This is a genomic window from Providencia sp. UF-183 (assembly GCF_058246155.1).
In genome coordinates, this window is record NZ_JBSICD010000002.1 from 81,456 (window position 1) to 95,855 (window position 14,400).

Below are 14,400 nucleotides of genomic sequence, written 5' to 3' on the forward strand. Positions count from 1 at the left end.
ATTATGTAAATTGAAACGGTAACGGTATTTGCAAGCGCTCAAATTTATCGCATAGGTACACTAATCGTAATACGTTTTCGGGGGGGATCTCCCCTGAAGCGGTTAACAATTTGACCTGATTGGCTAACCATATTGTTCCCAAATCTTCCAGAACACGTATTGCATAGCCAATTTCAGCGTGTTGAGACGATGAAAGCTGCTGCCTTCCCGTGCAGGCTTGGGTTTCCAGTACAGATAAAATTGGACGAACTAACTGACTTGCAAGTGTGATTTCCGGTACGAATGTATTGTGCTTTTGCTGTTTTTTCTCCATGTATTCCATGATTTTATTGAAAAAACCTGAACGCTGTTTCTTACGGGGAATGGATTCAAAATCAAGGTAAAACAGCTCAATACCTTGTTCTTTCTTCAACCACACCGTTTTTGGCACCAATTGAATACCTTGTGTTGTCTGATTGACCAGAGCACTCACCGCGGCAATAGGCCATTTTTCCTTAGTGATAAAACGTAATTCTTCGATTTTATGATTTTCATTCCCTTCCCAGTTTAACCGCAAAAACGCCCTATTTTTTTCGCTATCGGCTACCGCCCACAAAATGCACTGTTCTGCTTCGTCCCAATACAACTGTTCGTAATCAGCAATATGCAAAATAACCGGTTGATAAACATTTTCGTTAGATAAACTCGAAAGGAACTCACTAGCCTCTTGCCAATGCGTAAAGCCCAATTCCCTTTGAAGCGCTTGGTAGTCATCATCCGCTAACAGTTTTTGGCTATTTTTTACAGCAAAACTGTCGCCACTGGCCGATAATTTACCTTCATCCGAAAGCCGTGGATCATGCAATTTAAACGGCGTTCGCATCAAATTATCAGCCGTTTGCTTCCAAATGGATAACGTTTGCCAAACGTTTTGTCGACCAAACATCGGGTCAAGCCGGTTTGCGCGCCCTTGCGTACATTGAATAATTTTTTTCTCTTGGTTATCCCAAAAACTAAATGTTGCGCCAATTGCACCACTTTGCGTTTGCCACCAATTCGCATCAATCGGTGTTAAATCAAGCACTGACGCTTGGTCGGTATATTGCCGACGCTGTAAACCTTTAAGCACGGCAAGTTGTGCTTCATCTGCCGTTGAAAGTTGCTGTAGATAGGCAGCAATTTCGGCGATTAGCCGCAAAACTTGCCCTTCATCCATGGTAAAGTGCTTATCAGCAAGCAATTTCACTTGTTGACTGAGCCTTTTCAAATAATTAGCTAACCGAGGTAAACCTTCCGCTTTCGCCGACATATTCAACAGATGCAATTGCGTGGCGCTACTTTGGCTAATGTGCGACAAACCTTGGCGCAACAAATCTTGGATAAATTGCCCGATAGTGGCGATAACGGTTTTGTCATCATCAGTTAATGACAGTGCAGTATCAGGTGCAGGGGTTAAATCATCAGGCCATTGCCAAACCGCACCATTTTGTATCAACAGTTTAGCAATCACTGCAAGGTGAACGGCTTTTTTCTGTTTTTCAGGTACCGAGGAAATCATCCCCTGAAAACCACTACCTTTCAGGTAAATGATTGGCTCATCATATTCAGTTAATGTCACTCTTAACTGGTTGCATTGATCATCAAAAGTCAGCTCACGCCCTTGCCACTCATCTAACAAGCGGATAGCTAAGCGACAATCGGGTTTAGAAGCGAGTTTAATTAGTGACATCGGTTCTAATGCGAGCAATTCAGGCAGTAGTGGCTCAGGTTCACTAAGCTCAGTTTCGCTGCCAATTTCCTGAGTGCTTTCATTCGCCGCATTATTTTGAACCCAAAGTACAGCGGCCAAAATATGCTTACAACAACCTGATGCGCTGCAATTACAGGCTGCTTTTTGCACACCTTGCGCATCTAACTGTACGGTTTGTCCATCACTATCAAATTGCCCCACAGCAAGATCTATAGGGCTAACTTTTTGATTTTCTATATCTTTACGTGCCCGGCGCAATAACCCGACATTGGCAAACACAGTTAATGCATCATCGTCGTATTGGTAGTAAATTGCTTGCCAACTCATTGCATCACCTCCGCCAGCCACTGTGCAAAATGCTCTGGTGTTAAGGCCGCGACATGCATGCCCCTATCGGCCAATTTTTGGGCAATTTCAGGATCATAAACAGGTAATGCATCATCGTCTAATGCGGCTAAGCCTAAAAGCTTCACTTGCTGACTGTGCAGGCGCTGTGTGCAGTTAAGCAGATGATTTAACGCACCGCCTTCCTCAAAGTCACTGATCAAGCTGATCACTGTTCGTTTAGGGTTGCGAATTAAGCTCTCGCAATACTGCATCGCTTTCGCAATATCGGTTCCACCACCTAATTGCACCGTCATTAAAACCTCAACAGGGTCATGAGCTAAATGGCTTAAATCAACCACTTGTGTATCAAAAACCACTAATGAAACCCGAACCGTTGGCAATGCCGCTAGAATACTGGCGCAGACCGCTGCATACATAATTGAACTTGCCATCGAGCCACTCTGGTCAACACACAAAATGACATCCCACGGTAAATGCTGCTGCTGGCGTGAGTTGAAATACGGTGTTTTAATGACTAACCGTTGATGTTGCACATCATAGTTTTTCAAATTTGCTGCAATGGTTGCCCGCCAATCGAAATTACGGCTATTGGGTATTAATGAACGTCGAAAACGGTTTTTGCGCCCTGTTAGTGCTTGGCGGAACTGGTTACGCATTTGGCTGAGGATATCATCCACTACTTTGCGAATAATATTTTTCACCGCATCACGCGTATCTTCGTTCATTTTTCCCCGTAAGCTCATTAACGTTTTTGCTAATGCCTTTGTGGGCTCCATGGCATTCAATGCGTCAGGGTTTTTAAGCAAACTACTTATTTCATAGCGCTCAAGCGCCTGTGATTGCATGCGCTCAAACGTACTGTTCGGAAACAATTTTCGTGCTTGGTTTAACCAATTAACCGCGGTAAGTTGCGAGGCATCCAACGAACCATGACGGCCGCTTTCTTGCCGTAAACCACGCCGTTGATATTCACGGCGATACAAAAAATCCAGTGAACGTTCAATTTTTAACTCTTGCGCACTGAAGGCGGCTTGCCCCAGTGCGTTATCGGCATATTGGCCTAATACCAAGCGCCAACGTTTAGCGAGTTGTAGCTGTTCTGGCGTCAATGGCGTCTCTTTTTTACTCATGGTTATTTCGCCTCCGACGTGTGGGTGAACCAGCTTTGTAGCCCGAAATCTATAAGTTGGTTTTGTAACCGTTGTTCTAATTGCAGTGCTTGCAGCATTTGCTTCTCATTAAACTCAGTTTGGTGCAGCGTTAAATCTTGGGCTTCTATTGATAAGTTTTGCGCGACATGCTGTGCCATTTGCGCATTTTGCTTTGGTGTCAATTGGCTAAATGCAAAACGTAAATCAGGCAATACTTGAATAAACCGACTTTCATCCCATTCACTAAGCAAATCATTCAACAGTTCGATTAAAAGAGGAATACGTAAAACTAACTCAGGGGCTGCTCGCATTACACCAATAAAATAGCCAATGGCAATTTCTGGGTCACTTCCCGTACTAAACGCCTTTTGGATCTCATTGACTAAGGTATTTTCATCGGTTTTAGCACCTAAATAACGCAGCGCATCCACCGCCCCTTTTAATAAAGGAACATGGTTTAGTTTGCCTTCACAACGCGCTAGCTGGTGATAAAAATCGTTTGAGTAATCATGAGCCTTATTAATTTCAGGCATAAAGGTGATTAATTCACGACATGAAAGCAGCGCATTAAAATGCATTTCTTGTTGCTGTTCATCCCCCTGCGTAATTTGTTCAAAGCAATAAAAAACTTGTTGCAATAAGGTATCCAGACGGACTTCAATCGCAAAGTTTTCTTCTATATCAAAGAATTGTCGACCACGCCATAGATGCACTAACTTATGGCCACAAGCAACTAACGATTCGAATTTAGCATCTTGTTGAATATAGTTGTCGAGTAATGAAAATAAAGCAGGAATACGCTGGTGTAAGCCAATAAGCGCAGCTTGCATTAGCAATGTCACTGCACTTTGGCTTGAACGGCTGACGCCTTGTTGCTCAAGGTTTTTTTCCATTTCAAATAAACGGTTTAATGCGATCCCTTTAAGCTGGGTGCCTTTTTCAGATAACGCGATCAGCTCACCTTCCACATTTGGCGTCCACGCATATTGCCACTCTTCAAATAGCACATCCATTTGGTTTCCTGACATAAAATTGGGGCCAGAAAGGTGTTTGGCAAAATGAATATCTAAAAAAGCCAATAAATGTAGAAAGCGGCTGCGTACACGATGCTGCTTATTACGGTAAACATCTAACCGACTGATTTTGCTTAATGTATCATCGATTTTAAAGCGGAACGCTTTCGCCATCTCATAGGTCTGTGCCACCAACGGCGGCGTTGTTGTGCCTTTGGGGATTTGGCCTAGGCGAAAACCTGAAAAACAGGTTTTAATTTCATGCCAAAGTTCATCTTGGCTCTCATCCAAGCTGCCTTTGATAAATGCACTTTGTAGTCCATCCAGTAAATCATAGCGCCCTGTCCCTGCATGCCCACGGAAAGCTGCTAAGCGAATACTTTGTTCCGCAGCCAGTTTTACCGATAAAAAGCCCGGGGCCGCATCAAATTGCTTTTCGCGCAAAATAGTCGCAACTTTTGACAGGTACGCAACGCCCAATTCATTTCGATATGCTTGAGTCGGGCGCACGTGGCCATTTTCATGGTCTTGGCGTTGCTGCAATAGCGTTTCCCATACCTTTTGGTAAAACGCGGGGGATGGCATACCTGATGCATAACCGTTTAATGCATCCAGCTTATCGTCACTGTAGCGGATCAGCCATGCGTTATCGTCTTCAGCCGTTTTTTGTTGTTTTATAAACTGTTTTTGCTCTGTCGCGGTTAATGCAAATTTTGCCGATATGCGTTCAGACAAGCCTTCAATTAACGCTAGAGTATGGAAGCCGCCTGTCACGACAACAATTTTGGCGTTAGGTTGTTGTGCTTTAATGGTTTGAATATGCGCCTGCATATGGGCTTCACGCTGTGTTGAGCCTTCAGATTCAAGGACTTCAGGCTCATAATCTAATCGTGCTAACCCGCACCAGATGAAACTGTCTTTAAAAAACGTTGACCAATCAGTGAGCTGCTCTAGCGTACGTAATTCAAATAGTTGCTCCCAAAGCTCATCATGGTCACGGCAACCACTCTTTTTGGCTAATTGCGCAATAAACAAGCTGTGTGCTAAATAACGCTCTTTTTGCAAGCTTTGGCTTTGCCCAACATCCGCCTCATCAATATTAACCTGCGTAGACCATGGCAAATCAATAAATTGTAATTGTGCTTTATGCAATGAACCTTGCTTAATTGCTTGCCACTCTGGGGAATATTCACAAAAAGGAAAATAAGCTGATCGCGTGACAGTGTCACCTTCACCCTTCAATGACCCTGCTTTAACTTCCGTTTGCGCCATAATGGCGACAGGAGGCAGCGTGTCTTGATGCAGCAGCCCTGCAATTAATCCATTAAAACTATCAGGCCCTTCAATCAGTACATAATCAGGCTTAATTTCTTCGATTAACGAAAGTGTACTGTAGGCGCAAGCCGGACTATGGTGGCGCACCGGCGCAAAATAAATATTTTCTGATTCAAGCTGTTGCCAGCTAGTCAATGCTTTTTCAAGCCGCTCTGGTAAAAGTATGGAAGGCAAACTCACCGTGATATTCCCTGATTGATAAAAATGGGCGAAGCCAAAGGCCTCGCCATTGCACTACACGTCATTGAGTCTATTGCCAGAACTGACGAGAAGCTTCAAAAAACGCTTTCCATTCTGGACTTTGTTTGGCTCTTTCTCGTGCGACATTATCAATGTAATAGCGCATCCGCTTGATATCATCCGCATTATCTTTGAGTACAACACCAATTAACTGACGAGCTACCGCCCCAGCGCTTAACGTACCATCGCCTAAATAGTGGGCTTCTAATGCACATGCATAAGCGATATTCACCGCTTCTGCGGTCGACATCACTGCATCGGGAGTTTTGATATTACCGCCGTCCTTGGTGTTACCCGAGCGTAACTCTTGGAATGTCGTGACTAATAATTCAATCACATTTGCGGGGATCGTTACCAAACCATTCAGCTCACCTAATTCGTTAGTTAGCTGTTTATTAATTAGCTCAATTTCAAAGGCAGGGTCTTGGATCGGCCTAACGGTTTCAAAATTAAAGCGGCGTTTTAGTGCCGACGACATTTCATGAACGCCACGGTCACGTAAGTTGGCGGTGCCGATTAAGTTAAAACCTTGCTTGGCGCTGATCCGCGCATTGTCTTTCATTTCGGGGATCATCATCTGTTTTTCAGACATCAAGCTAACCAACACATCCTGTATTTCTGGTGGGCAGCGGGTGATCTCTTCAAAACGTACAATTTTCCCTTCCATCATGCCTTGGTAAAGTGGCGAGCTAACTAACGCTTTTTCCGTTGGCCCTTCTGCCAATAACAACGCATAGTTCCATGAGTATTTAATATGGTCTTCAGTTGTTCCCGCAGTTCCCTGAATGGTTAAGCCCGAATCCCCACTAATCGCAGCGGCTAATAATTCAGATAGCATTGATTTTGCTGTTCCGGGTTCACCGACTAACATCAGCCCCTGTTTACCTAACAGGGTCACTATTGCACGGTCAACTAAGGCGTCGTCCCCAAAAAACTTCGGTGTAATGCCTAGTGCTTCATCACCTAAAATAAACTGGCGAACCGCACGTGGTGAACGTAACCAGCCTTGTGGTTTCGGGTTATGGCTATCGGCTTGCGTGAGTTTTTCCAGTTCATCGGCAAAGCGAATTTCTGCGCTTTCGCGCAGAACATATCCTTTTATTGTGTCTTTGTTACTCATCGAGTTATCCTATTAAACCCTAATTACCAAGGTGTTTTCTTTTCCCACTCAGGGTCAAATCCTGCACACGCGTCAGCCACTTTTAAGTAATCCGCATAGCTTTCCGCTAATAAAATTGGCGGGATATCTTTCAGCTCTATATAACTGCGGTTCCATGAGCTTTGTTGCCCACTTTCGAAGCTTAAGGAGTACAAGACCGCGGGAATATTTTCTTCCGGTACATAGCTGCCGCTGAACTCAATGTAAACGTAGAAACCTAGGCTAGCATAGTGTTTGGAGTAATGCATAAAGCTACCACCATCCTCAGCTTGGCCACGCTGATAACCCATTTTGGTGAGTACTCCACGTAACGTATAGGTATCCGTTAGCCAACCTTTGCGGTCTTCAATTTCAGTGAGTGCAAGGTCTAACTCAGGGATTTTATGCTCCATTTGCGAGAACAAAAATTTCACTTTGTAATCTTTAAAATGGGCTATCCAGCCTTTTCTTTCTTCTTCAGAAACCAACGCAGCATGGGCCAATTTAATTGATGACCCTGCGCTTAGCTCGATTTCATCATCTTCAAGGTTCAGCAAACTGCCATCATCAGAAGGACGGAATATATTGATAACCTTATCATTATCAACTTCCATCCAGACCAGTCTTTCAATCAAGCCGCGCATAATTGGGTGAGCTTGAATATATTCTTGCCAGTCTTGAGTCGTCCACAAACGCTCTGCACACATCGCTTCATATAAACGTGCAGTTTGTAGATCAATCACTTGCTTGAGCTCTTTCTTACTGGAACTCAGTAGTTTTTTCGATTCTTTAATCAGCTCTTCATTATCCGTTTTACGTGCAGCGGGTAATGCTTTGATTTCTTTGCCTTCAGGGTTAAATAACACCAGTTTTTGCTGAGCATCCAGCTTAGCGGTAAAGGTACGCTCGCCATACTCAAGGGCGAGAATCCCCGTTTCATCCATACCTGCCGTCGGAATTGTTCGGTCAGCAAGTTCATCGGCGCTCCAGCCATTACGTTCAGCAATTTGAGCCACTAAACCACGGGCTTTTTCTTGCACGGATGCGGTACGGTAACGGCGTGATAGCGAGAGTAACAACTGAATAATTAACGGATCATTGCTAGTTGCGACTGCATCAATCATGGCTTCAATTTGCGCACGTCGCTGATAATGATCACGCATATAATTTCGTAACGCTGTGACTGCAATATGCCCTTCTATACCACAAATCAGCGCTAGCATGCCTTTATCCGTAATCGCTGACCCTAAATAACGGCGAAGCACTTCATTTTTAATATCATTGATGCACTGCTCAAGGGTGTAGTTTTCATACTGACTGTAATATTCCGGCCAACGCTTAACCCAATCTTGGTAGTTGGTTAAACGCTGTGGCGCATCACGTTCTGCTTCTGCCATCGCCATTTCGAGTGATGGGCCCGCAGTATCTTGGGCAATAAAGCTATTTAGAATAAAGCTGCCAAGCTTGCGCTGGCTATCCACAGACAACAAACTGATATAACGCTGTAATAGGCCGTTCCCTGCAGGCATTTTTAATTTCACCGCTAAAATAACCCACCAGCGAATAATATCCCCATCCACCGGTTTATTATTTTGCCAAGTCAGTGCTGGTAATGTGTCTAAATTAAACCAAGACATACTCGCAGGAGCTTTCCCTTTAAGCCCTTTTTGTGCTTCCGCTAATAGGACTTTTGGCGATAAATAACTGGAAATATCTTCGCCGAATTGCTCTAACGCCGTTAATAATGCAGCGCGCACAATTTCACGTTTCTCTTTTTTCAATAACGCATACAGCGGTTTTAAAGAGTCAGGGTGTTTTAGGCGCGCTAGCCACTCAATCGCCGTTACACGAATTTCTTGCTTACCTGAATCTAACCCTTCTGCGGCATTAATATGAATATTCGGCAATGTTTCGAGTAATTTCTGCGCGCTTAGACGATGAGTTTTATTTTCCCCTAACGCTAATTCCATAATACGTGGAATAAAGCGTGCAGGAATGGTTGGTAACATCGCTAATACTTCAATACCACTTGAAGCATCATATTCTTGGTAATAACGCTGTTTGGCTTGCTGAGGGATCAAGCCTAACGCTTCGGCGATAAAATCAGGATATTGCGTAAAGAACGGCCAGACTTGCTCTGGCTGATTAAACAGTTTTAAACCGTCATTGTATGAACGCAAGCAGAAATCGGCGATTAAGCGGTTCGCTTGCTGGTAATGGCAATGGGTTAAAACTTGTTCTAATTGGCGCAATTCAATTTGGCCAATAATACGCGGTGGCACTTCACGGGTTAGGTAATAATGGGAGAAATGATCCATTCCTGTACGGTTATGGCTTATCAGACGTAATGCATGAAATAACGTAAACTCTGGAAGATTATTAATGCGCTCTTTGAATTTCACCACGTTGTATTCGTGATCGGTGATAACCTCTTTACCTGAATTCAGCTTATCAATAATTTTTGCGCAGGTTTTCGCATCCAGCTTTTGGAATTCTTTATAATGGCGCTGTGCCCAATTGTATGTGTGCTTTTGCTTTTTATTTTCTTCAATTTCATTTTCTGCATTTTCTTTCGCTTTTTGCAGCATTTCATTGAAGTTACTGATTAAAATATCTTTTGCACTTTCTGGAAGCGGAGTATCTTCTAACTCAACAAGCGCTGGTAGTGCTGTTTCTTCAATTTCGCTCGCCGTATCCATCACTGAAAAACGTGAAATGGCGCTTTCGATACTTTTTAATACCGTTTTGTTTGTTTCCGTTTGCAACGCGGCTTCGAGAACGTCCCTATCTTTACCAATTCGCGCAAATAAATCTGCAGCTTGCGTACGTTGCTTTGGTGTCCCTTCAGTCAGTACTTTGGTTAAATAGATTTTGACTGACTCATCCGGCAGAATAGACAGTGTAGGCTCTGCTGCACTGCGTACCGTTTTTAATGAGCTGGTTGCAAACGTCACTAAGCAATCGGCAAAAATAGAATATAACACCTCATCTTTTTTAAGGGCATTAATGAGCTGCACCTGCCCAGCGGCAGACAAATTACCAATCAATGTTTGCTTAATAAAATCTTGCTGCGCAATTAAATATTCTTTAAAACCGGGGAGAACAAATAAGCGGTTTAAATTTTCATAGTGATAGTCAGATAAATGTTGCCTATCAAAAATAATATATAAAACTGAATTAGCTGGCTTATCGGTTTCTTTACCAATAATCTCAGCTAGCAATTCCATATTCCAATGCTTACGGTGCTCTAATTTTTCATCACGAGAATTATCGAAAGTTTTGGAAAATGCATCGCCAACTAAATAACTGACCCACGATGGTAATTCAGAGGTCAGCACTTTAATATTAATATCTTGACATGCAGCAGCTAAGACTTTGGCAAAACGCGCAATTTGTTCTGCACTCACCCCATCACCGACTTTGGCGTAAAGTTTATGGCGAGCATTAATCCCTTGGCGGATCACTTTATTATATTGGCCCGTATTAAAATTATTACCGCCCCACCACCAATCCACAGTGCCTGGTTTGTCTAATAAAATAACCGCTTTTTCGGTGTCTAATTGGCTTAACTTGACCAAAACTTCTGGCGATGTTCCTTCCAGTACATAGTCAACCACCATTTTGGGTAAAGAACCATCCAAGACGGATAATGGTAAAACGGCTTCTTGAACATATTGTTCAGCCACTTTGCTGCTTTTTTTCCCAAAAATAGAAAGTATATCAAACGTAAACTTCGCCATGTCATATCCCTAAAAGTTTTTATATAACAACTTCTTACCATTTTATTTTTATCGTCACAATTTGATTATTCTTAATCACTTTTATTTAAGATAACTCCCTTTTATTGTGAGCGATTTTTAATTTTATTCATTTTGATTTTTACATTTTTTTTCACTGAAAAATTCGCTTTTACTGAATAAAAGAATGGCGAATTGCAAAGCAAAAATATTTATGAGTAACACCCACGCTAACAATCCACAAAAACATTCACTGTAAATTGTTCTGTTTTTTCTCCCATATTATTACTAAAAGATTGATGTTTTTTTCTTCAAAAACAGATTGACTATACACATAGTATAATATTAGACTAAAAATCTAATCCGTGAGTTTATCATGTTCGAGGTTGCTATGAGCCAATCAATTCAATATATCAATGCCCCTACGCTGATCCCGCCACGAGGCCACTACTCCCATTGTGTTAGTGCTAATGGGTTTGTGTTTATTTCGGGGCAATTACCCGTTGATGCTTCTGGGCAAGCAATCACTGATGCCCCCTTTAAGGTTCAAGCGGAATTAGTGTTAAACAACCTTGATGCTTGTTTGTCAGCCGCCAATCTGACAAAAGCAAGCTTAGTTCAAGTGCGGGTTTATATAGCAGATATGAATGATTGGCAGGAATTTAATCAAATTTATGCAGCATGGATAGGTGATTTTCGCCCTGCTCGTGCTGTTGCAGGTGTTTCAGAGCTCCATTTTAATGCAGCACTCGAAATTGAAGCGACTGCGGTTTTAGGCTAACTCAAAAAATTTTCAAGAGGCATAAACATGACTGGTTTAACTTTACCCACCTATCAAGATGTTGAAGCAGCCGCTAAGCGCATAGCGGGCTTTGCACACAAAACCCCAGTACTCACCTCAACAACGGCCAACAAAGAATTCGGTGGTGAGTTGTTTTTCAAATGTGAAAACTTCCAACGAATGGGTGCATTTAAATTTCGCGGTGCTTTCAATGCGCTTGCTCAATTTACGCCAGAGCAGAAAAAAGCAGGCGTCATTGCTTTTTCTTCAGGGAATCATGCTCAAGGGATTGCCCTTGCAGCACAACTATTGAATATTCCGGCAACCATTTTAATGCCAAATGACGCACCTGCCGTCAAAGTTGCTGCAACTCAAGGTTACGGCGCAAATGTTGTCCGCTTTGATAGGTATACACAAGACCGCGAAGCGCTATGCAAACAACTCGCAGAACAAAACGGTTTAACCCTCATTCCACCTTATGACCACCCTCATATCATTGCGGGACAAGGCACATCTGCCATGGAACTGTTCCAAGAAGTGGGTGAATTGGATGCCTTATTTGTTTGCTTAGGCGGTGGTGGCTTGACCTCTGGCTGTGCGCTTGCAGCTCGCCAGTTATCCCCTAACTGCAAAGTCTACGGTGTTGAGCCATTAGCAGGCAATGATGCTCAGCAATCTTTCCGTCAAGGTAAAATTGTTCATATCGATACCCCTAAAACTATTGCTGATGGGGCGCAGACGCAGCATTTGGGACAATATACCTTTGAAATTATTAAAAATAATGTTGATGATATTTTCACTGTTACCGATAAACAGCTTATCGATAGAATGAAATTTTACGCGGAGCGCATGAAGATGGTTGTTGAACCAACTGGTTGCCTCTCTTTCGCAGCAGCACTTGCGCAAAAAGCGCAGTTTCAGGGTAAACGTGTCGGTATTATCGTCAGTGGTGGTAATGTTGATATTAATCGGTTTGCTGAATTAGTTTCACAGTAACTCCCCGCCCTTTATCTATTAGCGAGATAAAAAATAGGTTAAAATTAAGTGATTAGCGCTTTTAGATAAGGGGGTTTTATGTCTGACACCAATGAAAATACATTACTGGCACAAATCGACACAATAGCAAAAGGGCTCAGCGAAACTTTTGCGCCATTTTGTGAGGTTGTCGTTCATGACTTAAAAAAACCCGAGCACTCAATTTTATCGATCCACAATAATTTGTCTGGTCGTCAAGTGGGTGAGCCGACCACTGAATTAGGCTTGGCTCGCATTGAATCTGCTGATTTCCCGAACATTGTTGCCAACTATACCAATCAATTTTCTGATGGTCGCCCAGTAAAAAGCACATCCATCGGGATCAAAAATGACAGTGGTGAATATGTTGCTGCCTTGTGCCTAAATTTAGATATGACTTTATTTCGGGGCATGCAAAGTATGTTGTCGCAATTTATCGAGGTTGGAAATAGCCCAATCAAAGAGCATATTGAGCCCAATGGGTCTGAAGCTATTCGCCATCGAATCGATCAGTATGCCGCAAGACTTGCAGCAACACCGCGGACATTAAAAGCAGAAGAAAGAAAAAACCTCATTGAAATTTTACGTAGCGAAGGCTTGCTTGACGTAAAAAAAGCCATGGAAACCGTTGCACAACACCTTGGTGTATCACGTGCTTCTGTTTACCTGTATGCCAAAAAATAAAGTTATTTATTGTTTGTAAGTTAACTATTCGCGCGTTTTAAAATGGTTTTAATACTAATCGGGAAAAAATCATTCACATCAACGCCAACATTAATCGCACGAGGCCCTAAAATATCTAGACGCTTACGTTGCTCTGGGTCTTTACCTGAGTTATGTACATGACCATATAAGTGTATCGCATCACGAAAAAAACCTTGCCATTCTAAAATAGGATAATGAAATAAAACAATTTTTTGTTTTTGGTAATCCAATTCATAATAGCTTCTCACCCATTCAAACAGGGATGCGTCAAAATCAGGGTCATCTAAAAACTTGTCATGGTTACCACGAATAAGGTATTTTTTGCCCGATAACCGACGCAAAATTTTATTCGCATCTGCGCCATTACCTTTGTATAAAAAATCCCCCAAGATGTAGATTTCATCATGGTCTGTCACATAAGCATTCCAGTTATGAATTAGCGTATCATTCATATGACTGGTACTTTTGAACGGGCGATCACAAAGGTTGATAATATTAGAATGGCAAAAATGGGTATCTGAAATAAAGTAAATCATATAAAACCTAAAAATCTGTTGTTAAAAAATATTCTTAAGCAACGAATTGCTTGATGCCTATCATATCCCAATGATTTTTAATTGCTTTACAGAATAGGCTGAAAAATCATCTTAACTGTTCTCATTTTGATCCCAAATAGCACGCCCTTGCCAATGTTCATCAAACAGCTGTAAAAATTGGCGCACTTTTGGTGGCAAATAACGTTTAGACAGTAATCAAATCAGTTTTGCCCTGCTCATTTATGGCATTGCAGGGATTTTAGGTAATTTTATCTTTGGAATGGCCGCAAGCCGAAATATCAAACTTTCCATTTTTTGGATAATTAGCTTAATTATCATTAGTCTAATCTTCTTTGCATATTTGCCATTAACCGTTTTTGTGAGCTATTTTGTCATCGCACTTTGGGGTGTGGCGTACGGCGGGGTATCAGTTTCATTAATGAATTGGATGATCGGATATAGCATTTCACAAATTGAGATCACAAGCGCCCTATATATTGCATTCTTCAATGGCGGAATCGCGTTAGGATCAGCCTTGGGCAGCCTTATTGTTTCTGCCTACTCGCTAAATATGAACTTACTTATTGCTTTGGTTTTGCTAACTTTTTCACTTATCGTGCTGGTATTTAGCCGATTTATACCGGCTAGATAATAAACTGTGTTATTTTCTGTA

General features: G+C 42.2%; 10 protein-coding genes. 4 read left to right on the forward strand and 6 right to left on the reverse strand.

Translation table 11 applies throughout. From position 1 onward, the window contains the following. Position 1: 1 nt before the first annotated feature. The 5 genes from AC4IFT_RS01845 to AC4IFT_RS01865 all read right to left on the reverse strand — a co-directional run bounded on the left by AC4IFT_RS01845 (position 2) and on the right by AC4IFT_RS01865 (position 10,694). Positions 2-2,056, reverse strand: coding sequence for an SWIM zinc finger family protein (locus AC4IFT_RS01845; RefSeq protein WP_490750486.1), 2,055 nt, complete (start codon positions 2,054-2,056; stop codon positions 2-4). Next, positions 2,053-3,207 carry a VWA domain-containing protein gene (locus AC4IFT_RS01850; RefSeq protein WP_273838886.1) on the reverse strand — a complete coding sequence of 385 codons (1,155 nt, stop codon included), beginning with the start codon at positions 3,205-3,207 and terminating at the stop codon, positions 2,053-2,055. Before AC4IFT_RS01850 ends, AC4IFT_RS01845 begins: the two co-directional genes overlap by 4 nt. Positions 3,208-3,209: 2 nt before the next feature. Beyond that, entirely contained in the window at positions 3,210-5,756 is a 2,547-nt protein-coding gene (locus AC4IFT_RS01855; protein ID WP_490750487.1) for a DUF5682 family protein, read from the reverse strand. Between the two features lie 70 nt (positions 5,757-5,826). After that, the gene (locus AC4IFT_RS01860) at positions 5,827-6,936 is read right to left on the reverse strand and encodes an ATP-binding protein (protein ID WP_490750488.1); all 1,110 of its coding nucleotides are present in this window, start codon (positions 6,934-6,936) and stop codon (positions 5,827-5,829) included. Between the two features lie 23 nt (positions 6,937-6,959). Continuing rightward, positions 6,960-10,694, reverse strand: a complete 3,735-nt coding sequence (locus AC4IFT_RS01865) for a DUF4132 domain-containing protein (protein ID WP_490750489.1) — start codon at positions 10,692-10,694, stop codon at positions 6,960-6,962. A gap of 388 nt (positions 10,695-11,082) precedes the next feature. On the opposite strand from AC4IFT_RS01865, the gene AC4IFT_RS01870 reads away from it, so the two are divergent. The 3 genes from AC4IFT_RS01870 (at position 11,083) to AC4IFT_RS01880 (ending at position 13,170) form a co-directional block, all read left to right on the forward strand. After that, the gene (locus AC4IFT_RS01870; RefSeq protein ID WP_490750490.1) at positions 11,083-11,472 is read left to right on the forward strand and encodes a RidA family protein; all 390 of its coding nucleotides are present in this window, start codon (positions 11,083-11,085) and stop codon (positions 11,470-11,472) included. A 27-nt stretch (positions 11,473-11,499) separates the two neighbouring features. Next, entirely contained in the window at positions 11,500-12,468 is a 969-nt protein-coding gene (locus tag AC4IFT_RS01875; protein ID WP_490750491.1) for a threo-3-hydroxy-L-aspartate ammonia-lyase, read from the forward strand. A 78-nt stretch (positions 12,469-12,546) separates the two neighbouring features. Continuing rightward, on the forward strand, positions 12,547-13,170 hold the full coding sequence (locus AC4IFT_RS01880; RefSeq protein ID WP_490750492.1) for a helix-turn-helix transcriptional regulator: 624 nt from the start codon (positions 12,547-12,549) through the stop codon (positions 13,168-13,170). Between the two features lie 20 nt (positions 13,171-13,190). Here AC4IFT_RS01880 and AC4IFT_RS01885 read toward each other — a convergent pair whose 3' ends face one another. Then, a complete protein-coding gene (locus AC4IFT_RS01885; RefSeq protein WP_490732718.1) occupies positions 13,191-13,727 on the reverse strand; it encodes a metallophosphoesterase in 537 nt (178 codons plus the stop codon). A gap of 280 nt (positions 13,728-14,007) precedes the next feature. On the opposite strand from AC4IFT_RS01885, the gene AC4IFT_RS01890 reads away from it, so the two are divergent. Continuing rightward, on the forward strand, positions 14,008-14,379 hold the full coding sequence (locus AC4IFT_RS01890) for a hypothetical protein (RefSeq protein ID WP_490750493.1): 372 nt from the start codon (positions 14,008-14,010) through the stop codon (positions 14,377-14,379). Positions 14,380-14,400 lie beyond the last annotated feature (21 nt).

Excerpts from the sequence above, each read along its gene's own strand:
- AC4IFT_RS01845 (WP_490750486.1), bottom strand. The coding sequence starts at position 2,056 with ATGAGTTGGCAAGCAATTTACTACCAATACGACGATGATGCATTAACT.
- AC4IFT_RS01850 (WP_273838886.1), bottom strand. The coding sequence starts at position 3,207 with ATGAGTAAAAAAGAGACGCCATTGACGCCAGAACAGCTACAACTCGCT.
- AC4IFT_RS01860 (WP_490750488.1), bottom strand. The coding sequence starts at position 6,936 with ATGAGTAACAAAGACACAATAAAAGGATATGTTCTGCGCGAAAGCGCA.
- AC4IFT_RS01865 (WP_490750489.1), bottom strand. The coding sequence starts at position 10,694 with ATGGCGAAGTTTACGTTTGATATACTTTCTATTTTTGGGAAAAAAAGC.
- AC4IFT_RS01870 (WP_490750490.1), top strand. The coding sequence starts at position 11,083 with ATGAGCCAATCAATTCAATATATCAATGCCCCTACGCTGATCCCGCCA.
- AC4IFT_RS01875 (WP_490750491.1), top strand. The coding sequence starts at position 11,500 with ATGACTGGTTTAACTTTACCCACCTATCAAGATGTTGAAGCAGCCGCT.
- AC4IFT_RS01880 (WP_490750492.1), top strand. The coding sequence starts at position 12,547 with ATGTCTGACACCAATGAAAATACATTACTGGCACAAATCGACACAATA.
- AC4IFT_RS01885 (WP_490732718.1), bottom strand. The coding sequence starts at position 13,727 with ATGATTTACTTTATTTCAGATACCCATTTTTGCCATTCTAATATTATC.
- AC4IFT_RS01890 (WP_490750493.1), top strand. The coding sequence starts at position 14,008 with ATGGCCGCAAGCCGAAATATCAAACTTTCCATTTTTTGGATAATTAGC.